21 protein-coding genes and 1 tRNA gene are annotated in these 20,777 nt (G+C 75.0%); 7 read left to right on the top strand and 15 right to left on the bottom strand.

Features of this window, described 5'->3' with window-relative positions:
- Window positions 1-48 precede the first annotated feature (48 nt).
- Both ACFOWE_RS22355 and ACFOWE_RS22350 read right to left on the bottom strand, forming a co-directional pair.
- Window positions 49-1,614, bottom strand: a complete 1,566-nt coding sequence (locus ACFOWE_RS22355) for a vWA domain-containing protein (protein ID WP_377290887.1) — start codon at window positions 1,612-1,614, stop codon at window positions 49-51.
- A 74-nt stretch (window positions 1,615-1,688) separates the two neighbouring features.
- Complete coding sequence (locus ACFOWE_RS22350) at window positions 1,689-2,222, bottom strand: TIGR03086 family metal-binding protein (protein ID WP_377290885.1); 534 nt, start codon at window positions 2,220-2,222, stop codon at window positions 1,689-1,691.
- 73 nt (window positions 2,223-2,295) lie between these two features.
- Here ACFOWE_RS22350 and ACFOWE_RS22345 point away from each other — a divergent pair, with 73 nt between their 5' ends.
- Window positions 2,296-4,071: an asparagine synthase-related protein gene (locus ACFOWE_RS22345; protein ID WP_377290883.1), complete on the top strand. Its 1,776-nt coding sequence runs from the start codon at window positions 2,296-2,298 to the stop codon at window positions 4,069-4,071.
- Between the two features lie 50 nt (window positions 4,072-4,121).
- Here ACFOWE_RS22345 and ACFOWE_RS22340 read toward each other — a convergent pair whose 3' ends face one another.
- The gene (locus ACFOWE_RS22340) at window positions 4,122-4,580 is read right to left on the bottom strand and encodes a rhodanese-like domain-containing protein (RefSeq protein WP_377290881.1); all 459 of its coding nucleotides are present in this window, start codon (window positions 4,578-4,580) and stop codon (window positions 4,122-4,124) included.
- Window positions 4,581-4,788: 208 nt separating this feature from the next.
- Between ACFOWE_RS22340 and ftrA the strand changes: the two genes are divergently transcribed.
- The gene (gene ftrA, locus ACFOWE_RS22335; RefSeq protein ID WP_377290879.1) at window positions 4,789-5,778 is read left to right on the top strand and encodes a transcriptional regulator FtrA; all 990 of its coding nucleotides are present in this window, start codon (window positions 4,789-4,791) and stop codon (window positions 5,776-5,778) included.
- Between the two features lie 74 nt (window positions 5,779-5,852).
- Here the strand turns inward: ftrA and ACFOWE_RS22330 are convergent, their stop codons facing one another.
- Entirely contained in the window at window positions 5,853-6,275 is a 423-nt protein-coding gene (locus ACFOWE_RS22330) for a MerR family transcriptional regulator (protein WP_377290877.1), read from the bottom strand.
- 60 nt (window positions 6,276-6,335) lie between these two features.
- On the opposite strand from ACFOWE_RS22330, the gene ACFOWE_RS22325 reads away from it, so the two are divergent.
- A complete protein-coding gene (locus ACFOWE_RS22325; protein WP_377290875.1) occupies window positions 6,336-6,890 on the top strand; it encodes a class I SAM-dependent methyltransferase in 555 nt (184 codons plus the stop codon).
- A gap of 171 nt (window positions 6,891-7,061) precedes the next feature.
- Window positions 7,062-8,366: a serpin family protein gene (locus ACFOWE_RS22320; protein ID WP_377290873.1), complete on the top strand. Its 1,305-nt coding sequence runs from the start codon at window positions 7,062-7,064 to the stop codon at window positions 8,364-8,366.
- Between the two features lie 147 nt (window positions 8,367-8,513).
- Here ACFOWE_RS22320 and ACFOWE_RS22315 read toward each other — a convergent pair whose 3' ends face one another.
- The 3 genes from ACFOWE_RS22315 to ACFOWE_RS22305 form a co-directional block, all read right to left on the bottom strand.
- Window positions 8,514-9,371 (bottom strand): SCO6745 family protein, encoded by an 858-nt coding sequence (locus tag ACFOWE_RS22315; RefSeq protein WP_377290871.1) that lies wholly within the window; start codon window positions 9,369-9,371, stop codon window positions 8,514-8,516.
- Window positions 9,372-9,488: 117 nt separating this feature from the next.
- Entirely contained in the window at window positions 9,489-10,229 is a 741-nt protein-coding gene (locus tag ACFOWE_RS22310; RefSeq protein ID WP_377290867.1) for an SAM-dependent methyltransferase, read from the bottom strand.
- Window positions 10,230-10,357: 128 nt separating this feature from the next.
- Window positions 10,358-11,308, bottom strand: a complete 951-nt coding sequence (locus tag ACFOWE_RS22305) for a diacylglycerol/lipid kinase family protein (protein WP_377290865.1) — start codon at window positions 11,306-11,308, stop codon at window positions 10,358-10,360.
- A gap of 303 nt (window positions 11,309-11,611) precedes the next feature.
- On the opposite strand from ACFOWE_RS22305, the gene ACFOWE_RS22300 reads away from it, so the two are divergent.
- A complete protein-coding gene (locus ACFOWE_RS22300) occupies window positions 11,612-12,289 on the top strand; it encodes an enoyl-CoA hydratase-related protein (RefSeq protein WP_377290863.1) in 678 nt (225 codons plus the stop codon).
- 89 nt (window positions 12,290-12,378) lie between these two features.
- On the opposite strand, the gene ACFOWE_RS22295 is transcribed toward ACFOWE_RS22300, so the two are convergent.
- From ACFOWE_RS22295 to ACFOWE_RS22280, 4 genes are read right to left on the bottom strand one after another with little or no spacing between them, the layout of a single operon-like run.
- Complete coding sequence (locus tag ACFOWE_RS22295; protein WP_377290861.1) at window positions 12,379-13,206, bottom strand: endonuclease/exonuclease/phosphatase family protein; 828 nt, start codon at window positions 13,204-13,206, stop codon at window positions 12,379-12,381.
- 10 nt (window positions 13,207-13,216) lie between these two features.
- Complete coding sequence (locus ACFOWE_RS22290; RefSeq protein ID WP_377290859.1) at window positions 13,217-13,999, bottom strand: SGNH/GDSL hydrolase family protein; 783 nt, start codon at window positions 13,997-13,999, stop codon at window positions 13,217-13,219.
- 31 nt (window positions 14,000-14,030) lie between these two features.
- Window positions 14,031-14,609, bottom strand: coding sequence for a PadR family transcriptional regulator (locus ACFOWE_RS22285; RefSeq protein ID WP_377290857.1), 579 nt, complete (start codon window positions 14,607-14,609; stop codon window positions 14,031-14,033).
- Window positions 14,610-14,634: 25 nt separating this feature from the next.
- Window positions 14,635-15,663 (bottom strand): sigma-70 family RNA polymerase sigma factor, encoded by a 1,029-nt coding sequence (locus ACFOWE_RS22280; RefSeq protein ID WP_377290856.1) that lies wholly within the window; start codon window positions 15,661-15,663, stop codon window positions 14,635-14,637.
- 119 nt (window positions 15,664-15,782) lie between these two features.
- On the opposite strand from ACFOWE_RS22280, the gene ACFOWE_RS22275 reads away from it, so the two are divergent.
- Window positions 15,783-16,433 (top strand): maleylpyruvate isomerase family mycothiol-dependent enzyme, encoded by a 651-nt coding sequence (locus tag ACFOWE_RS22275; protein ID WP_377290854.1) that lies wholly within the window; start codon window positions 15,783-15,785, stop codon window positions 16,431-16,433.
- Between the two features lie 52 nt (window positions 16,434-16,485).
- On the opposite strand, the gene ACFOWE_RS22270 is transcribed toward ACFOWE_RS22275, so the two are convergent.
- The 3 genes from ACFOWE_RS22270 to ACFOWE_RS22260 all read right to left on the bottom strand — a co-directional run bounded on the left by ACFOWE_RS22270 (window position 16,486) and on the right by ACFOWE_RS22260 (window position 19,536).
- Window positions 16,486-17,682, bottom strand: coding sequence for an NAD(P)/FAD-dependent oxidoreductase (locus ACFOWE_RS22270; protein ID WP_377290852.1), 1,197 nt, complete (start codon window positions 17,680-17,682; stop codon window positions 16,486-16,488).
- Between the two features lie 120 nt (window positions 17,683-17,802).
- Entirely contained in the window at window positions 17,803-18,747 is a 945-nt protein-coding gene (locus ACFOWE_RS22265) for an RNA polymerase sigma-70 factor (protein WP_377290850.1), read from the bottom strand.
- Window positions 18,748-18,846: 99 nt separating this feature from the next.
- On the bottom strand, window positions 18,847-19,536 hold the full coding sequence (locus ACFOWE_RS22260) for a DNA-binding response regulator (RefSeq protein ID WP_377290848.1): 690 nt from the start codon (window positions 19,534-19,536) through the stop codon (window positions 18,847-18,849).
- A gap of 156 nt (window positions 19,537-19,692) precedes the next feature.
- On the opposite strand from ACFOWE_RS22260, the gene ACFOWE_RS22255 reads away from it, so the two are divergent.
- Window positions 19,693-20,589: an oxidoreductase gene (locus ACFOWE_RS22255; protein WP_377290846.1), complete on the top strand. Its 897-nt coding sequence runs from the start codon at window positions 19,693-19,695 to the stop codon at window positions 20,587-20,589.
- Window positions 20,590-20,675: 86 nt separating this feature from the next.
- Here ACFOWE_RS22255 and ACFOWE_RS22250 read toward each other — a convergent pair.
- Window positions 20,676-20,748, bottom strand: a tRNA-Ala gene (locus tag ACFOWE_RS22250).
- Window positions 20,749-20,777 lie beyond the last annotated feature (29 nt).

The raw sequence follows: 20,777 nt of genomic DNA, 5'->3' as shown, positions 1-20,777 counted from the left end.
GCCCGCCGCGGCGGGCCCGGCGGGAGGCGTCCGTCCGCGCCACCGCCGTCAGCCGAGCTCCGAGGCCCGGCGGATCAGGCCGGCCAGCTCCGCGACCATCGGGTCCTCCGTGGCCTCCGCCAGCCGGTCCGCGTGCCGGCCGAGCTCCCGGAGCCCGGCGCCGAACGCCTCCTCGCGGCCGCGCAGGTGCTCGGCGAACGCCGCCGCCACCACGGTCACCTGGAACCTGGGCGACGGCCCCTCCCACACCGAGCCGGCCAGGTCCCGCGCGTCCAGGGCTCGGCTGGTCTCGGCCGGGCCGCGGGTGTCCGGGTCCTGCCAGCGCACGGTCGCCGTGGCGAGCTGCCCGGAGGCGCCGCCGCGCAGCGTCACCCGGTACAGGGCGGTCACCGAGTGGCCCGGCCCGACCTCGCCGCCGTCCTTGGTGTCGTCGCGGAAGTCCTCGGCCGCCAGCGCGCGGTTCTCGTAGCCGATGAGCCGGTAGGACTCCACGACCGAGGGGTTGAAGGCGACCTGGGCCTTGGCGTCGCGGGCCCGCAGGTCGAGCGTGGTGACGAGCCGCTCCACGAAGACCTTGTGCGCGTCGGCGGCCGAGCCGACGTAGACGGCGGCGCCGTCGCCGTTGTCGGCGAGCTGCTCCATCAGCGCGTCGCCGTACTCGCGGCCGACTCCGACGCAGAGCAGGGTGATCCGCCGGCCCGCGGACTCCTTGACCCGGTCCAGGATGCCCTGCCACGTCGTGTCGCCGGTGTTGGCCAGGCCGTCCGAGAGCAGGACGACCCGGTTGGTGGCCATCGGCCGGAACGTCCGGGCGGCCTCGCCGTACCCGGTTACCAGGCCCGCCTCCAGGTTCGTCGAGTCCCGTACGGCCAGCCGGTCGACGGCCGCGTGCAGCTCCTGCCGGCTGGTCGCCGGCGTCATGGGGACGACCGTCTCCGCCTCGTCGCTGAAGGCCACGATCGCCACCTGGTCCCCGGGCCCCAGCTGGTCGACGAGCTTGTGCAGCGCCTCCTTGACCAGGTCGAGCCGGCCGGGTTCGCCCATCGAGCCGGACACGTCGACCACGAAGGTCAGGTTCGCCGGGCGCCGCGTCTCCGGGTCGGCCCCGCGGGTCCGCAGACCGACCCGGACCAGCGCGGCGCCGCCGCCGGGCAGGCGCGCCCCGTCCAGGTGCACGGCGAAGCCGTCACCGTCGGGCTCGGCGTAGTCCTGCCGGAAGGAGTTGACGAACTCCTCCGGCCTGACCTGGGCCGGGTCCGGCAGGCGCCCCTCGGTCAGGGTCTGCTTGGCATAGCCGTACGAGGCTGTGTCCACGTCGAGGGCGAAGGTGGACAGCCGCCCGGGGTCGCTGTCCCGCGCCTCGGGGACTCCGGTCGGCGCCGTGTCCGCCTCTCCGGGGTCCTGGCGGGGGGCCTCCCCGGGCGCCGCGGGAGCCGCCGGGGCGGGTGCGGCCCTGCCGGAGTCTCCGGCGGGCACGGTGCTGCCCTGCTCCGACGAGCCGCAGGCCGCGGCGAGCAGCAGGACGGTCGCGGTGAGGGCGACGGCGAACGGGCGAGTGAACGGGCGAGCGGGCGGGCGGGTCTTCAATGTCGCCTCCAGGGGGATGCGCGTCATCCCCTACGACGACCCCCCGCCCGCCCGCGCCGGGTGCTTGACCCAAGCGAGCACGAACCGTGTCCGGGGCGTGATCAGGGCTTCCAGGCCGGGTCGCGCCCGCTGAGCCCGAGCATGCGCTCGAACGGCGGGGCGCCGGCCGGCACGGCGACCTCCTCGCCGAAGACCCCGTTCTGCCGCGCCATAGGCGCCATCTGCTCGACGTAGACGAGCATCGCCTCGGTGGTCTCGGCGTCCACCTCGTAGTCCTGCCCGGTGGCGCGGGCCAGGTCCCAGCCGTGGACGACCAGGTCGCCCAGGCCCATCTGGAACACCACGGTCATGGGGAAGCCCATCATCGGGCTCTCCCCCTCGAACGCCGCCGGGTCCGCCCAGGCGGCGACCATGTCGCGGACCCGCTCCTGGAGAGCGGCGGGCTCGGTGTCGGCGGGCGGCACCGGCTCCTTGCGGGCCAGTGCCGCCATCATCGCCGCCACCCAGGACAGGTGGCCGAGCAGGGCCCGCACGTCGTACTCCGCGCAGGGGGTGGGCAGGCCGAGCTGGTCGTCCCGGATCCCCCGCACCACGCCGATCGTGCGGTCGGCCGCACGCGAAAGCATCTCGTTCATGACGCCCATCGTCTCCCACCGGCCCCGCTCCGTCCCGGAGAAAGCCCGGAAACACCGCATATGATCCAGGACCATGCGCGTGTATCTCGGACTGGCGGCCAAGGACCCCGCGGCGGGCATCCCCGACGCGGTGCTGCACACCGTCAGGGGCGCGATCGACGCCGCCTTCCCGGTCCCTCCGGAGGTCATCCGGGGCCGCGAGTGGCACCGCCCCGGGGTCTCCCTGTTCGCCTGGACGAACGAGCCCGACGACTCCCGGCAGCCCACGCTGCTGTTCACCGAGCCCGACCGGGTGACCGGGGTCAACGGCCACCTCGCCGAGCCGCGCGACGTGGAACGGCTCGCGCACGCCCCCCGGCTGCGCACCGAGGCGGTCGGCGGCTGCTTCTCGGTCTTCCGGGCGGCCCCCGGCGAGCTGTCCGCCGCCACCGCGATCAACCGTGTCTGCCCCGTCTTCCACGCCGAGACCCCCGACCTGCACGTGGTCGGCAGCCGCGCGCTCCTGGTCCACCTGGCCTGCGGCGGCGACCGGGTCGACTGGGACGTGGCCGCCCTGCAGACGATGATCCGCCAGGGCTTCTTCGTCTCCGACGAGACGCCGTACGCCGGGGTCTCCGCGCTTCCCCCGTCGGCGACGATCACCATCCGGGACGGCCGCCGCGCGGTCACCGCGGACCCGCTCCCGGCCGCCGCGCCCGCGCCGTCCTCCCGCCGGCGCAAGCGGGCGCTCGTCGAGGAGCTGGCCGACGCGCTGCTGGCGACCGTGGCGCCGCTGCGCGAGGCGGGCGAGCCGGTGAACCTGGCGCTGACCGGCGGCCGGGACACCCGGGTGCTGGCCGCCCTGCTGCACGCCGCGAAGGTGCCGTTCCGGGCGACGACGAACGGGCTCGACACGCATCCGGACGTGATCCTCGCCGGGCGGATCGCCCGCGCGCTCGGCGTCGAGCACACCGTGATCCCGCCGGCCCGCGCCGAGAAGAAGGACGCGGTCCTGGTGGAGCACCCGCTGGCGCGGACCTACGAGACGCTGCGCACCTGCGAGGGCATGACCTCCGCCTACGAGTCGATCGTCACCTACCTGCCCTACAGCGCCAAGCCCACCATGTCGGGGCAGAGCGGCGAGACCCTGCGCGCCGGGAGCCTGCTGCTGCTCCAGAGCGACCTGGGCGACAAGGCCCTGCGCAGGCGGATCGACACGACCTTCTTCGCCAAGGACGTCGCGCTCTTCACCGACGCGGCCAACGAGCACGCCCGCGCGCTGGCGGAGCCGTGGCGGGCCCGGCCGGACGCCATGGAGGCGCTCGACCACATGTACGTCTGGTACAAGGTCGGGCGCTGGCAGGCCAGCGCCCGGGCGGGCTCGCTGCGCCGGGGCGACCCGGTCCGGCCGTTCCTCGACAACCGGGTGGTCCGGGCCGCGCTCGGCCTGGACCAGGGGTGGCGCCTGTCGGAGGAGGTCATCCACGAGCTGATCACGACGTTCGCGCCGCAGCTGCGGCACGTGCCGATCGAGGGCAAGCCGTGGCGCTTCACCGTGGGCCGGAAGTACCACCCGTGGCAGCGCAGGCCGGAGTTCCTGACCGCGCCGAAGACCGGCGGCGGCTGGAGCTGGCGGACCAGCCCGGGCGAGGCGCTCAGCGCCGTGCTCCGCGACCACGTCCTGGCCCACCTCGACCTGCTGGCCCCCATCGTCAAGCCGGACGAGGTGCGCGAACTCTTCGCCGACCCCGTGGTCAAGAAACCCGGTACGGCCTGGCACCTCTACACGGTGGCGACCATGCTCGGCGGCGCCTACCCCGGCAAGGAGCCCGAGGGACTCGAGCCGGTCCACGTCCCCATCCCGTCCTGACCGCCGTTCCCGGTCCGCCCCGCCGATCCGGTCCACCCCGGAGCCGGCGGTCAGCAGGCGCAGGCGGCGCCGGAGACCGGGGCGGTCAGGGGGTCGGCCGGGCGGCGGGTGACACCGGAGGCGGTCTCCACCGGCAGACCCTCCCGGGCCCAGTACTCGAAGCCGCCCAGCATCTCCTTGACCGGGTGGCCGAGCCGGGCGAACTCCAGCGCGGCGCGGGTGGCGCCGTTGCAGCCGGGCCCCCAGCAGTAGGTCACCACGGTCGCGCCCGCGGGCACGACCTCGGCCGCGCGGGCGGCGATCTCGGCGGTGGGCAGGTGGACGGCGCCCGCGATGTGCCCCTGCTCCCAGCTCTCCCGGCTGCGGGAGTCGACCACGACCACGCCGGGGACCCCCGCGGCCAGGTCGGCCGCGACGTCGGCGACGTCGGTCTCGAAGGTCAGGCGGGCGGCGAAGTGGGCGAGGGCGGCGGCGCTGCCGGCGGCGGGGACCGCGGTGACGGCGGACATCTCGGCTGTCCTTTCGTGTGTGCTCGGTGACGGCGGCCCGCGACCGGGCGGTGCGGCGCACCACCACGTCCGGCGACGGCTTCCCCCGGCCGGGCGGTGAGGTCCGGGTGGCGGTGATCTCCGGCCCGGTGCGGACACGAGGAGATCCTTCCGGTCGCCGGCCGCGCGCGACAGTGGCGTGAACGCCGTATGTCGCTAAGATCCCGCCATGCCGCTCCCCCTGGCCCCACCGGCGTCGCGCGCCGCCCGCCGCACGGTCGCCGTCCTCGCCTTCGACGGCATGTCGGTCTTCGAGCTGGGCTGCGTGGTGGAGATCTTCGGCATCCCCCGGCCCGAGCTGGACGTGCCCTGGTACGAGCTGGCCGTCTGCGCCGGGACGCCGGGGGCCGATCTGCGGGTCGTGGGCGGTTTCGGTCTCCGGGCCGAGCACGGGCTCGACGTGCTGGCCGGGGCGGAGACGGTGATCGTGCCCGGCGTGGCCGACGTGCGCGGCGAGGTGCCGCCGCCGCTCGTCGCGGCCCTGCGCGCGGCGCACGGGCGGGGCGCCCGGATGGTCTCGATCTGCTCGGGGGCGTTCGCGCTGGCCGCGGCCGGGCTGCTGGACGGGCGGGAGGCGACGACCCACTGGAGGTACGCCGAACTGCTGCAGCGGCGCTTCCCCCGCGTCCGGGTCGACCCGGACGTGCTCTACGTGGACGGCGGCGACGTGCTGACCAGCGCGGGCAGCGCGGCCGGGCTGGACCTGCTCCTCCACCTCGTCCGCTCCGACCACGGGCCGGGCGTGGCCAACACGGTCGCGCGCCGGCTCGTGGTCCCGCCGCACCGGGACGGCGGCCAGGCCCAGTTCGTCCGGGCCGCGGTCGCCCCGGTGGAGGGCGACGACGGGGTCGCCGCCGCGATGGCGTGGGCGCTGGAGCACCTCGCCGGGCCGCTCACGGTCGCCGCCCTGGCGCGGGCGGCGCACATGTCGGAGCGCACCTTCGTCAGGCGCTTCCGCGAGCGGACCGGGACCAGCCCGATCCGCTGGGTGGTCTCCCAGCGGATCGCGGCCAGCCTGCCCCTGCTGGAGTCCACCTCCGCCCCGGTGGAGGAGGTCGCCGCCGCGGTCGGCTTCGACAGCCCGGCGACGTTCCGCCACCACTTCACCCGGGTGATGCGCACCTCCCCGTCGGCCTACCGCCGTACGTTCGCCGCCTGAGCCCCCGGCTCCGCCCGCCCCGCTCCACCCCCCGCTCCGCTCCAGCGGAGTCGCACGCCTCCCCGTACCGGTCCTCAGGCGGAGTCGCACGCCTCCCAACGCGGGCCGGCGAGGAGCATGCGCTGGAACTCCGGGCACTCGAAGACGTCCTCGTGCCCGCACTCCAGCACGTGCTCGATCGCCTCCAGCTCCGAGCGGATCCGCTCCATCCGGCGGGCGAGCGCGTCCCGGTGCCGCACGAGGATCTCGCGCCTGCGCGTCCCGTCGTCGGCGGCCACGAGCCCGCGGATCTGCTCCAGTGAGGCCCCGGTCTCCTTGGCCCGCACGATCAGCGCGACGCGGGCGTCGTCGTCGGGGCCGTAGCGGCGGCGGCCGTTGGCGTGGCGGGCGGGGCTGAGCAGCCCCACCGCCTCCCAGTGCCGCAGGACGTGCGTGGCCAGGCCGTACCGGGCCGCCAGCTCGCCGATCTCCATGGTCCGTGCGGTGCTTGACTTCATGTTCACATGAACTTGCAGAGTGAGGAGGAGGTCAAGCCCCCGAGAGGAAGTGATCGTCACATGTCCGAGTTCGAAGGCCGCCGCGGTGAGCGCTACGACCGCCGGGCGGCCCGGCTGAACCGGCCGCTGTTCCGCAGGGTCTGCCGCGACCTCGCCGCCGCCGCTCCACGGGACGGCGCGGTCCTGGACGCCGGGACCGGCTCCGCGCACCTGCTCCTGGAACTCGCCCGGACCCGCCCGGACCTCCGCCTGACCGGTGCGGACCTGTCGGATGACATGGTCGCGCTCGGCCGCCGCCACGTGCGCGCCGCCGCGCTGGAGGACCGGATCACCCTGGACGTGGCCGACGTCGCGGAGCTTCCCTACCCGGACGACCGCTTCGACCTGGTCGTCTCGACGCTGAGCATGCACCACTGGGAGCGGGTGGACCGTGCCGTGGCCGAGTTCTCCCGGGTCCTGCGGCCGGGGGGCGCGCTGTGGATCTACGACTTCCGGTTCGTCTCCCCTGGAAGGCTCGCGCGGGCCGTACGGGAGAGCTTCCCCGGCCGGACGATGCGGCGCGCCCCGGTCCGCGCCCTGCTGCCGTTCCCCGTCTTCGCCGCGTACACGGTCTGACGCGGCTTCGCCCCGGCCAGCGGCGCGCACGGGCCCGGCCGTACGGCGACGCCCCGCCCCGCGGGTACGGCGACGCCCCGCGGGTACGGCGACGCCCCGCCGTGGACCGTCCCACCGTGAGCCGTACGGCCGGCCGTGAACCGTACGGCCGCCGCGGACGTCGCAGAGGACATGCGCCGACGTACGCTCACCACCGCCCTGCTGACCCTGGCCGCTCTCGCGGCGTGCCGCACACCCGGCTCCGGCTCCGGGTCCGGTCCCGGCTCCGGACACCGCCTGGTCACCGCGGAGGGGGTGGCGCGGGAGTCCTACGCGGGACCGGAGCCGGGACCCCCGGTGGCGAACCTCCAGCCCGGCCTGGCGGCCTTCGGCCACGCCCTGCTGTCGGCCGTCGCGGAGCCCCGGGCCAACACCGTGCTGTCCCCGCTGGGCATCGCCTACGCGTACGGCATGGCCCGGGCGGGCGCGGACCCGGCGACCGGAGCCGGACTGGACGAGGTCTTCGGCTTCCCTCCGGAGGGGCCGCACGCGGCGTTCGGCACCCTGTCCAGGGTGATCGCCACGACCGGCGAGGCTCCCCCGGTCCCGGCCCCGGCCCCGGACCGGGAGACTCCGCGCGACGCGCGGCAGGATCCGGCGCCACCGGTCGTCCACCTCGCCGGCGGGCTCTTCACCGCCGGGGACCTGGCCGTCCGGCAGGAGTTCCTGCGCGTGCTCGCCGCCCACTACGGCACGGGCGCGCACCAGGTGGACTTCGCCGCGGACGCCGTCGAGGTGATCAACGCCTGGGCCGGGGAGCGGACCGCCGGGCGGATCACGAAGGTCTTCGATCTGCTGGACCCCGCGACGCGGCTGGTCCTCGCGAGCGCTCTCCATCTGAAGGCCGAGTGGGCCGTGCCGTTCACCGACCCGCCGGAGCCCGGCGCCGTCTTCACCCGTGCCGACGGCACGGCGGTGCGCACGGACCTGATGCGCCTGGAGACGGAGCTGCCCTACGCGAGCGGGCCCGGCTGGCAGGCCGCCGAACTGGCCTACGCCGGCGGCGGGCTGGCCATGTGGGTCCTGCTGCCCGCGCCGGGCGGTTCCCCCGCGAGACTGCTCGCCCCCGAGGCGCTCACCCGGGTGCGCGACGGGCTGGAGCGCACGCGGGTCCGGCTCGCCCTGCCCCGCTGGGACTTCTCCACCGCGCTGGAGCTGGGACCGGCTCTGGAGGGGCTCGGGCTGCGGAGCTCCGGCTATCCCGGCATCTCCGACGGCCTCGTCCTCGATCGGGCCGTCCACGGCGCGAACATCACCGTGGACGAGTGGGGCACCGAGGCCGCGGCCGTCACCGGCCTGGCCTTCCGGCTCTCCGCTCCGCCGCCCGCCGAGGCGGAGCTCCGCGCCGACCGGCCGTTCGCCTTCGCGGTCGTCCACCGGCCGACGCTGGTGCCGCTCTTCATCGGCCAGGTCGCCGACCCCGCCGCGACCGGCTGACCGGCCCCGCGGGCGGGCCCGGAGCCCGCGACGCCCGGCCCGGCACGATCAGCTCGGCACGATCAGCTCGGCATGATCAGCCCGGCATGGTCCTGGCGGGCCGGCACGGTCCTGCCCGGCCCCACCCGGCACGACCGGGCGGGCCTGTCACGCCTGGACGGCTCCCGACGGCCGGCCGCCGATGTTCAGCAGGCCCGCGTCGACCACCCGGCGGCCGAAGGCCCGGGCCAGCTCGGCCAGGCGGGCCGGCTCGTCGCCGGTGAGCGCGGCGTAGGCGGGCGCGGCCAGTTCGTCGGTGCGCTCCTCGATCCGCCGGTTCAGCGCCCGTCCCTCCCGGGTGAGCTCGTCGCCCGCCAGGAGCCCGCGCTCGCGCAGCGACTCCTCGGCCGCCAGCCACTCCTGCGCGGGCCAGGCCCGGCTGACCTTCAGGAAGACCGCGGGCACGGCCCCGGTGGCGCTGTGCAGGACCAGCGCCTCCAGCGGGCCGATCCCCTCGGCGAGCAGGGCCGCGACGTGGCCGTCGCCCCGGAACTCGCGCAGCAGCGTCTGGGCGTGCCAGAGCTCCAGCAGCGGGTCGTCCGGCCACGGCAGCGCGGCGTGCGCGGCGAACAGCGGACGGCCCTGGGGGTGCTCGCAGGCGCGCTCGGCCGCCCGCCGGGCCAGCGCGGCCGTCTCGGCGAGGGCGGGCAGCTCGTGGACTCCGCCCCGGCGCAGCGCGGCCCCGGCGGCCTCGTAGCGGGCCGCCAGGACCTCGGCGGGGGTCGTCTTCTCCCAGGCCGCCGGGAGCGAGGCACGCACGAGGCCGGGACAGAAGTTGTAGAAGGTCGCGATGACGAGCTCGGGTGAGGCGGTGCCGAACGCCGCCGAGCGGGAGGCGAAGTAGCCCGCCCGCTCGTCGAGCCCCAGGGCCGCGTAGCGCTCGGCGGCCTCGGGGACGAAGTAGATCATCGCGTGGACGGGCTCCAGGCGGCGCCAGGCCTGCCGGGCGAGCTGGACGTCGGTCATCGTGCCTCCAGGAGTCGGCGGAGCGGGCTCCTCCGACCGGGGCCGCCGCACCCGGACGGGCACGGCCTTGGACCGACCGGCCGGTATGCAGAACCTAAACCTACTCGCCGGTAACCGTCAACGACGGCGCAGCACGAAGACGCCCCAGCCCAGGTAGCGCCGGCCGTACTCGACGTGCGAGCGGCGGGCGCGCTCCAGGAACACGCGCATCTCCGCGGCGTCCGGATCGCCGGGGTTGGCGCGCAGCCAGTCGCTCACCGTCCACCACTGGCTCGCCGCGTACCGGTCCCAGCTGTCGGGATCGGCCAGCACCATCTCCAGCACCTCCGTCCCGGCCGCCTCGAACCGGTCGAACGTCCCGGCCAGCGAGGTGAAGTCGTCCGGCCCGAAGCCGAACGCCTCGTGCGCCCCGGCGGGCGGCTCCTCGGTCCAGTACGGCTCGCCGACGAGGAGGATCCCGTCCTCCTTCAGCGCGGGGAGCATCAGCTTGACCGTGCCCTCCACCCCGCCGCCGATCCAGGTGGCGCCCAGGCAGGAGACGACGTCGAAGGAGCCCGGGTCGGCCCGGTAGGCGCCGGCGTCGCCCCGCTCGAACCGGATCCGCCCGGCCACGCCGAGCTCCACGGCCCGTTCGTGCGCCGCGTCGAGGAAGACCTCGCTGATGTCGACGCCCACCCCCTCGGTCCCGTGCTCGACGGCCCACCGGCAGAGCATCTCGCCCTTCCCGCAGCACAGGTCGAGCAGGCGCATGCCGGGCCGGAGCCGGGCGACCTCGCCGAGCAGCGCCAGCTTCTCGTCGGTGAACGGGTTCAGGATGCGGTGACCGCCCTCGGCGATCTCATGAAAGCGCAGTGGCATGTGGTCATGCTGCCCGTTCCGCCCGGGCGGGCCAACCGGTTATCCGCGTCCGCCGCCCGCGCCACGGCGGGACGCCGACCGGGACGGCGACCGGGACGGCGGCCCCGGACGCCCCGGCCCGGGGCGCCTCAGCCCCGGGTCTCCTCCCGCGCCGCAGGCTCGGGCCCGGCCGCCTCCTCCTGCTCCCGGGGGACGCGGATGGTCAGGCCGCCGGGGACGACCTCGGCCCGCAGCTCGGTGACGGTGCCCTTGGCTCCGCCGTCGAGCTCGTAGGCCATGGGCGCGCCGAGCTTGACGGTGATCCTCCTCGCCCGGGTCATCCGGACGAAGGGCGAGGAGTCGGAGCGCCCGACGCTCATCCGGCCGAGCGTGCGGGCCCACTGGACGGGCCCCTTCGCCGTGGTCACGCCGACCTCCAGCCAGCCGTCGTCCGGCCGCGCGTCGTCGAACGCCTCGATGCCGCCGGTGATCGTGCCGACGTTGCCGAACAGCACGCAACTGGCCTCGCCGTCGAACCACTTCGCCCCGTCGACCTTGATCTTCATCGGCACGAGGTCCCCGCGGACGTGCCGCAGGCCCGTCCAGAAGTAGGCCGCCCGGCCCATGCGCTCCTTCAGCCCCCGGTCGGCATCCTTGATCATCTCCGCGTCGAACCCGGCTCCGGCCATGACCGCGAAGTGCTCCCCGTTGACCCGGCCCAGGTCCAGCCGGCGCTCCCGCCCGTGGAAGGCGATCCGCACCGCCTCCGGCAGGTCCTCGGGGATGCCGAGGTTGCGGGCGAACATGTTGGCCGTACCGGCCGGGATGATGCCGACGGGCACGCCGGACCCCGCGGCCGCGTCCACGCACCGCTGCACCATGCCGTCGCCGCCCCACACCAGCAGCAGCCGGGCGTCCGCCTTGAGCGCCTTCCGCACCTTCTTGGGCGCCTTCTTGCTCTTGGGCACCTCGTACCAGAGCAGTTCCTCCACGCCCTCGTCGGCCAGGAGCCGGCGCAGCTCGTCCAGTCCTCCGCCGAGCGACTTCTTCCGGTGGGCGACCACCGCGACCGTGCCGATCCGTGGCCGCTTCTGCAGCATGGCCGTCCTCCTCATGCACACCGTCGTCGGGACGGCCGACGGCTTCCCTGATCGGGGAGATCCAAACGCGGGAACGGCGGCAGGCGCGGGGCTCGCGGACGGGAAGCGGACATCCGGGCCGTTCCCCGGTACGATGCCGAGCAAGGTTACCGGCCAGTAGCACAAGTGCCCACGCAGAACTCCACGGGTCAGCCGACCCCGCCCGGCGCGGACCGCCCACCGGGCGGGAAAGCGGCGGGCAGGACCGGCCCCGCGCCTCGGGGAGCGGCCCGCGACCCGACCGATCCTCGTGAAGGAGCAGCCATGCCCACGCTCGACCGCCAGGACGACGTCTTCGTCCTCGACCTCGGGGACACGGAGAACCGCTTCCACCCCGACTGGATCGCCTCCGTCAACGCCGCGCTGGACGAGGTGGAGAAGGCGGAGGGCGCCCGGGCCCTGGTGACCGCCGCCACCGGCAAGTTCTTCTCCAACGGGCTGGACCTGGAGTGGCTCTCCGGCAACCTCGACCGGATGAGCGACTACGTCACCGGTGTCCAGGAGCTCTTCGCGCGGACGCTGAGCCTGCCGCTGATCACCGTGGCGGCCCTGCAGGGGCACACCTTCGCGGCCGGGGCGATGCTCTCCCTGGCCCACGACTTCCGCGTGATGCGCGCCGACCGGGGCTTCTGGTGCCTGCCCGAGGCCGACATCAACATCCCCTTCACCCCGGGCATGTCCGCGCTCATCCAGGCCCGGCTCACCCCGCGGACCGCGCACGAGGCCATGACCACCGCCCGCCGCTACGGCGGCCACGACGCCCTCGCCGCCGGGATCGTCGACCGCGCGGTGGACGAGGACGCCGTCCGGCCGACCGCCCTGGAGATCGCCCGCGCCAACACGGGCAAGGCCGGCCCCACCCTCGGCACCATCAAGACCCGCATGTACGCGTCCGTCCTGGACGTGCTCCGGGAGAAGGACATCTCCATCTCCTTCGGCTGAGCCGTACGGGCTCCTCCGGCTGAGCCGTACGGACGGAGCGCCCCGGCGCGGACGGCGGCCGGGGCCTCCGGGGTCCCGGCCGCGTTCCGTCACGGCGGCGGTGCCGCCGGGCCGTCGGCCAGGTCCGCCACGACGGCGGCGTGGTCGGAGGGCCACACCCCCTCGACCGGGGCGTCGCCCGCCCGGAACACCCGCAGGACGCGGCCGAGGCCATCGGGGCCGGGCGCTCCGACGTGGACGTAGTCGATGCGCGCGGCGGGCTCGAAGGTCCGGGCGACGTAGGGGTTGGCGGGATCCCAGGTGGACGACGGGGCGGCGGGGTCGGCGTACAGCCAGGCGTCCAGGAGCACCTGCCCGGGCACGGGCGGGGCGGTTCTGTGGCCGCCGAGCAGCCGCATCTCGTCGGAGTCCGGCACGGCGTTGCAGTCGCCGGTCAGCACGGGCGGGAAGGGCGTGCCGGCGCGGTGCGAGGCGACGAACCCGGCCAGGGCCCCGACCTGGGCGCACCGCACCGCGGACTCGTGCGGGGCCGAGTTCAGGTGGGTGGTGAACAGCGGCACGGGCTGCCCGGGGGCCTCCACCCGGGCGTAGAGGACCGTGTGCCCGTCGTCGGCGCCTCCCGCGGCCGGCAGGCGCAGTGTCGCGTGCTCGGCGACCGGCCAGCGGCTGAGCACGGCGTCGCCGACGTCGAAGGCGGAGTCGCCCAGGCGCCGGTGCCACCGTCCGGGCGTGTCGGAGGGCGCCCACGTCCAGTGCATGCCGAGCTCGCCGGCGAGCCATCCCGCGAGGTTGTCCTCGCCGCGGCCCCACACCTCCTGCAGGCCGACCAGGTCGGGCCGCAGGTCACGCAGGACGGACAGGATCGCCTCGCGCCGCTCCCGCCACGGGCCGAAGCGCCACCACACGTTCCAGGTCATCACCCGCATCTCAGCCCGCACCGAGCTCGAGGACCGGTGTGAGGGCGGGGCGCTTGGCCGTCCGGCCGTCACCGGAGGAACGGCCGAGCAGGCGGCGGCCGAGCCACGGGCCGGCGAACGCGGCGAACCACCGCAGTTCCGTCGCCGCCGCGCGCCAGACCGGGGGTGCGGGCAGCGGCGGGAGCGGGTCCATCCAGGTGCCGTCGCTGCCGGGGAGGTCCAGCGCGTGCGCCAGCGCGGCGGCGATCACGGTGTGGCCGGCGGGGCTGGCGTGCAGCCGGTCCGCGCTCCACAACCGGGCGTCGGTGACGGAGGCGAGCGGGAAGGTGTCGACGACGGTCACCCCGTGGCGGGCGGCGGCCCGGCGGATGCGCTCGTTGAGGTCGAGCACCCGGGGCAGCAGCCGCCGCGCGACCGGGACGATCCTGCCGATGTCGGGGTAGGTCACGGTGACCACGTGCGCCCCGCCGGCGGTCAGCCGGGCGAACATCTCCTCCAGGGCGCCCGCCACCTCGGCCGCGTCGAACCCGGGCCGGATGAGGTCGTTCATGCCCGCCACGACCGTGGCCAGATCGGGACGGAGCTCCAGGGCCGCCGCGAGCTGCTCGTCGCGCACCTGGACGGCACGCCGGCCGCGCACGGCGAGGTTGGCGTAGAGCAGGCCGGGACCGACGCGGGCCAGGTGCTCGGCGAGCCGGTCGGCGAAGCCGCGGTACCCCCTCGCCTCGTCGCCGTCGCCCATGCCCTCGGTCTGGCTGTCCCCGAGGGCGACGTACCGGTGGTAGACCGTCATGGCCGCCTCCTCTCCGCCCGGTGGTAGACCGTCACGACGGCCTCCTCTCCGCACGCCGCGCGGCGCGCTCGCTCAGCGTCCGCGCCGTCTGCGCGCACCACTCGTGCATCTGCCGCTCCAGCCGGATCCCGCCCAGGCAGGTGAGGTACGGGCCGACGCGCTCCCCGCGGCGCAGGAACTCCTCCTCGTCCAGCCCGCCCCGCAGATGCGCCAGCGTCCTGCCGAACAGCTCGAGCTTGGCCTCCGCCTCCCTGGCGCGCTCGTGGAGCTGGTCGATCAGCGGCTCGGGGGCGAGCAGATCGGAGGCGTGGACCTTCACGATGAGGTCGTCGCGGATCAGCAGCGGCCTGGCCGGCGCGGCGGCGAAAGCGGCCAGCTCGGCGAGGCCGGCCTCGGTCACGGCGAACACCCGCTTGTCGGGGCGCCCCCGCTGGACCACCCGCCGGCCCGCCACCAGTCCGCCGGCCTCCATCCTGGCCAGTTCGGCGTAGAGCTGCTGCGGGGAGGCGTACCAGAAGTTGGAGACGCCCACGTCGAAGATCTTGGCCAGCTGGTAGCCGCTGTGCTCCCCGTCCAGCAGCGCCGCCAGCACCGCGTGCCGCAGAGCCATCGGCTAGCGATACTCAAAAAATTGACTAGTCACGGAAATGACCATAAGAGATGGTGCGGGCAGCGGCAAGCCCCGGACCCAGGTCCCGACCGGCGGGCGGCGCGCCGAAGAGCCGAACCAGCCGGTCGGCGTCGAGATACGTGGTGATGCCGCGGATCAGCCCCTCGGACACGTCCAGGAGGACCAGCCCGAAGGGCGTGTAGGCGCCGTCGGGACCGGGCCGCAACTGCCAGAACGCCGGCGAGCCGTTCGCCGCCACCGGGACGAGGCGCGCACCGGCGCAGGGGGCGTCCGGGGCCAGCAGCACCCGCCTGATCCGGTCACGGCCGCGGAGCCACCAGCCGAAGGGCGGCATCGACATCGTGGCGTCCTCGCGGAGCAGGGCCACGAGCGCGGCGACGTCATGGCGCTCGAACGCGGCGCAGTAGCGGGCGAGCAGCTCGCGCTGGACGGGGTCGGACGGCCGCAGCGGCTCACCGGGCATGACGCCGACCGCTCTGAGCCTCGCCCTCGCCCGTTGCAGGGCGCTGTTCACCGACGCGACGGTGGCCGCCAGGAGGTGTGCGACCTCCTCCGCCTTCCAGGCCAGCACGTCGCGCAGGATCAGCACGGCCCGCTGCCGGGGCGGCAGGTGCTGGAGCGCGGCGACGAACGCCAGTCGGATCGTCTCGCGCCGCACCGCCGCCTCCTCCGGATCGCCGTCCGCGGGCGGCAGGAGACCGTCGGGGATCGGCTGGACCCAGGCCCGCTCCGGCAGCGGCTCACCGATGCCCTGCCCCGCATCCGCCGCCCGGCGCAGATCCATGGCCAGGGCCCGGCGCTGCGCGCTGCGCAGCATGTCGAGGCAGACGTTGGTGGCGATGCCGTAGAGCCACGTCCGCAACGACGCCCGCCGCTCGTCGTAGCGGTCGAACGACCGCCAGGCGCGCAGGAGCGTCTCCTGCACCGCGTCCTCGGCCTCGAAGGCCGAACCGAGCATCCGGTAGCAGTAACCGATCAGCTCGGCCCGGAACGGCTCCAGCCGGGCCCCTTCACCGGTCGATGTCTCCGTCACCCCTCGACCGTACGCGCCGCCGCCGACACATCCCGGCGGTGACCGATGACTTTCCGGCCCGGCGTTCGTACCCCTGTACGGAGCGCACGGCGGATCCGTGCGCCGGACGGGAGAACGTGATGACCGGGAACGTGATGACCGAGGACCGCATCAGGGCCGCGGTGGCGGAGGAACGCGGCGAGCAGGCGGATCTGCTCGCCGCCCTCGCACCGGAGCAGTGGGACGCGCCCACGTTGTGCGACGGCTGGAGGGTGCGCGAGGTGGTCGCCCACACGACGATGCCCTTCCGGACCTCGCTCGGCAGGACGCTCGTGGAGCTGGTACGGGCACGCGGGGACTTCAACCGTATGGCCGACCGGTGCGCGCGCCGCGACGCGGCCGGTCTGCCGCCCGAGAGGCTGCTCGCGTCGCTGCGGGCGAACGTCGCCCACCCGTGGGCCCCTCCCGGCGGAGGCGTCCACGGGGCGCTCTCCCACGACGTCGTCCATGGACTCGACATCACGGTGGGCCTGGGGCTCGACCGCCGGGTCCCCCTCGAGCGGATCGCCGCCGTGCTGGCCGGGATGCGGCCGAAGAACGTCGCGTTCTTCGGAACCGACCTCACGGGGGTCGCACTGCAGGCGACCGACCTCGGCTGGAGTCACGGCACGGGGACACCGCTCCGGGGTCTCGCGCAGGACCTGCTGCTCGTCCTCTGCGGGCGGCGCCTGCCGCCGGGCCGGCTCGAGGGTGCGGCCGCCGCGCGGTTCTCCCGGCGGCCCGGACGCTGACCGGGCCTGGACGCCGGCCGGGCGGCGGCTTCGAGGGCGCTCGCCTCGTGCCCTACGCCGGTTCCCTGACGGCCGGGCCCGCCGCGGCCGGCTCCCGCGTGACGCGGCGGCGCCGGCCCGGCAGCCCGAACGTCGGGTTGGCGACGCCCCAGGCGGCGCCTCTGCAGACCAGCTCCTTGTAGACGGCGGCGAGCCGTCCGGTCAGGGTCGCCCGCACGGCGCGGTCGTCGGCGGTGACGTACTGGATCAAGCCCTCCCTGCGGCCCAGCGAGACGCACTGGTTGAAGTAGCGGATCGACGTGTTCGGGAGCCTCCCGCCGGTCAGGCGCGCCGCGATCGCGTCGGCGGCCTGCCACGCGGTCGGGGTCCCCGAGGCGCACGACATCCGCAGCGGCTTGCCCCCGGGGCCCGTCACCATGGCCGCGTCGCCGACGGCGTACACCTCCGGGTGCGAGACCGAGCGCATGGTCCCGTCGACCACGATCCGGCCGGTGCCGGTGACCTCCAGGGCGGTCGCCCGCGCGATCGGGTGGACCGCGAAGCCGGTGGCCCACACGGTGACCGCGGCCGGGACCGTCCTGCCGTCCGCGGTGGTGACGCGGTCGGCTCCGACGGCGGTGACGGCGGCGTGCTCGTGCACGGTGACCCCGAGCCTGCCGAAGACCTTCCGCAGGTGCCCGCGGCCCTTGGGCGAGAGCCAGTCGCCGAGGCCGCCGCGGGCGGCGAGGGCGACGTCGAGGTCCGGGCGGGCCTCGGCGATCTCGGCGGCGGCCTCCAGGCCGGCGGGGCCGCCGCCGACGACCACCACGGCCTGCCCCGCGCCGAGGCGGGCCAGGCGCTCACGCAACCGGAGCGCCCCGGAACGGCCGGCGATCTCATGGGCGTGCTCGGCCACCCCGGGGACGCCCTGGGTGTCCCAGCCGCTGCCGAGGGCGTAGACGAGCGTGTCGTAGGCCAGCTCTCCGGTGCCGTCCGCGCCGGCGACGGCGACGGTCCTGCGGCCGGCGTCGACGCCGGTGACCTCCGCGATCCTCGGCTCGACGCCGGTGCCCGCGAACATCTCGCGCAGCGGCCGGGGTTCGAGGTCCTGGCCGGCCGCGAGCTGGTGCAGGCGGACACGTTCCACGAAGTCGGGCTCGGCGTTGACGAGGGTGATGGCGGCGTCCTCGCGACGGAGCCGCCTGGCGAGGCGCCCGGCGACGGTGGCTCCGGCGTATCCGGCTCCGAGGACGACGATGCGGTGCTGCATGCCCTTGCTCCTGTCTTGTGCGGTTCACCTCCTGAACCGGGCGGCCCGCCGTTCCCTGACAGGAACACGGTGTGAAGCACCTCACACCGTGTTCGGAAGGCGATGGACAGGGGTTCTCCGTCAGAAGGCGGTGAACAGGGGCTCTCCGTGCTCCGCGGCCGCCCACCGTGCGGTCGCGCGGTCGAGCTTGTCGGGGTTGACCTGGTTGCGGAGCGCGGTGATGCCCTCGGCGGTGACCTCCAGGCACATGACGCCGACGACCCGGCCGTCCACGACGGCCACGACGGCGGGGTCGCCGTTGGCGGTCCAGGCGTAGACCTCGGGCGTGCCACCGGCCAGGGCGCGCTTGGCCGTGCCGGGCTTGAACAGGCCCCGCAGGAACTTCGCTACCGCGACGGCGCCCTCGAACGCCTTGGCCCGGGCCGGGACCTTCCCGCCGCCGTCACCGATCGAGACGGCGTCCTCGGTGAGCAGGCGCACGAGCGGCTCGATCCGGCCGCTGGCGGCGGCCGCCAGGAACTCCTCGACGATCCGCCGCGCGGCGGCCCCGTCGATCTCGGTGCGGGCCCTGCCCTCCGCGACGTGCTTCTTGGCGCGGTGGAAGAGCTGCTGGCTGGCGGCCTCGGTGATGTCGAGGATCTCGGCGATCTCCCGGTGCGGGTAGCCGAAGGCCTCCCGCAGCACGTACACCGCCCGCTCGCCGGGCGACAGGCGCTCCATGAGGGTGAGGACCGCGTACGAGACCGACTCGCGCTGCTCGGCGGTGTCGGCCGGGCCGAGCATCGGGTCCCCGGCGAGCAGCGGCTCGGGAAGCCACTGGCCCACGTAGGTCTCGCGCCGCGCCCGGGCGGAGGTGAGCTGGTTGAGGCAGAGGTTGGTGAGGACCTTCGTCAGCCAGGCCTCGGGGACCTCGATGCGCTCGACGTCGGCGGCCTGCCAGCGCAGGAAGGTCTCCTGCACGGCGTCCTCGGCCTCTCCGGCGGAGCCGAGGAGGCGGTAGGCGACGGCCTCCAGACGCGGCCTGGAGGCCTCGAACCGGTCGACGTCGTCCGCGGTCAGGGGCATGGCCCGATCCTAGGCCGCGCGACGCGGACCGGCCGCCGCCACGACGGGCCCCTCACCGTCCGAGGCCCCGTCCGTCCTCACGGACGGCCGGCGGGCACGTCAGCCGGCCACCGCCGGTCCGCCGCCGAGGCCGAGCCCCAGCTCACCCACGCGCACCCCGGCCTGGAACCGGGAGCCGGCGTCCAGTTTCGCCATCAGCTCGGCGACCCGTCTCCGGTAGGTGCGCAGCGAGAGGCCGAGCCGCCTGGCCGCGGCCTCGTCGGTGTGCCCGGAGCCGAGGGCCCGGAGGACCGCCAAGCCGTCCGCGTCGAGGTGGGGCACGTCCCCGGCGAGATAGGCGCCGAGATCGGTGGCGGCCTCCCAGGCCGCCTGGAAGAGCGCGTGCACGCCGCCGACCAGCGCGGGCGAGGTGGTCACGGTGAACTCGCGGGGACCCGGCGCGTCGCGGCCGGCGAGGATCGCCACCCGCCGGTCGATGACGATCGTCTCGTGCGGAAGCCCCGTCGAACTGATCCGCACCTGGGCGCCCCCGGCCATGACCTCGCGCAGATGCGACCTGGCCGCCTCATCGGCCAGAGCCACCGGGCTGAGGAGCTTCCTCACCGCGAGACCCGCTCCGCCGGTCGCGCGCATCCGGTCCGTGACGGCCTGCCGCGCCGCAGGCTGCGACCAGGTGTCCAGGTCACGCGCCGCGCACACGAACTCCTGGCGGATCCCGGCGAACAGGTGACCGGCCCGGGCGACGAGCTCCGCGTCACCGCGGACGGTGATGACCTGATCGGTAGTCACCCGCCCATTATCGCCCTCGGCTCCACCGGCCGACCGGCCGCGAGCCCCCCGTGACGACCCGATCGGTGGCCACCCGCCCGTCGTCCCCGCCGCGGGTGGTGGCAGCTTGCTGCCACCGCGTTGGCCCGCCGTACGGGTCCGGAGATGCTGACAGGCATGACGACGAACGGCACGCATCCGGACCAGGCACTCCCCGCGGCTCTCTCCGGAGAGTTCCTCCTCGGCGGCGATCTTCCCGTCCGCCGGCTCGGCTTCGGAGCCATGCGCCTTGTGACCGGCACCTTCCAGGGACCCGTCCGCGATCCGGAGACGGGCATCGCGGTGCTCCGCCGCGCGGTCGAACTGGGTGTCGACCACATCGACACGGCCTGGTTCTACCGGAGGGGCGGGGTGGCGGCCAACGAGCTCATCCGGAAGGCGCTCGCTCCGTACGGGGACGGCCTGGTGATCGCGACGAAAGTCGGTCCGCTGCTCGACTCCGGCGGGATCCCGAGCGGCGAGGCCGGACCGGCCGACATGCGGAGACTGGTGGAGGACAATCTGCGCAGTCTCGGCGTGGACCGGCTCGACCTCGTCTACCTGCGGGTGGGCGGCATGGCCGGCCCCGGGGGCGAATCGGTCGCCGACCGGTTCGCGGCCCTCGCCGGGCTCCGCGAGGAAGGACTGATCAGGCACCTGGGTGTGAGCAACGTCGACGCCGCCCAGCTCGCCGAGGCGCAGGCGATCGCACCGGTGGCGGCGGTGCAGAACAGCTTCCACGTGCAGGACCGGGGCGACGCCGGGCTCCTGGCGCAGTGCGAGAAAGACGGGATCGCCTTCGTGCCGTTCTTCCCGCTCGGCGGCGGCCGTCGCCCGATCGACGCGGCCAGGATGGCGCGGGTCACGGCCCGCCGTCAGGCGACCACCGCGCAGGTGGCGCTCGCCTGGTCGCTGGCGAGCTCCCCCGTGCTGCTCGCCATCCCCGGCACCGGCTCCCTCGACCATCTGGAGGAGAACATGGGCGCGAGCCGGATCCGCCTAACCTCCCAGGACCTCGCCGAACTCGAGAGCTGAGACACCCAGCGAGCCCGGACCGCCTGGAAACGACGAGATCCCGCTCGATCGGAGCGATCGGGCGGGATCTCGTCGACTATCTTGAGTGGAGCTATGGGGATTCGAACCCCAGACCTCTTCCATGCCATGGAAGCGCGCTACCAACTGCGCCATAGCCCCTTGCGGTGCAGAGAAATACTAGCCCACTC

This window comes from Planomonospora corallina (genome assembly GCF_042650625.1).
Lineage (GTDB): Bacteria > Actinomycetota > Actinomycetes > Streptosporangiales > Streptosporangiaceae > Planomonospora_B > Planomonospora_B corallina.
The sequence above is the reverse complement of the archived record's forward strand: the minus strand, read 5'-3'. Positions and strand labels throughout refer to the sequence as shown.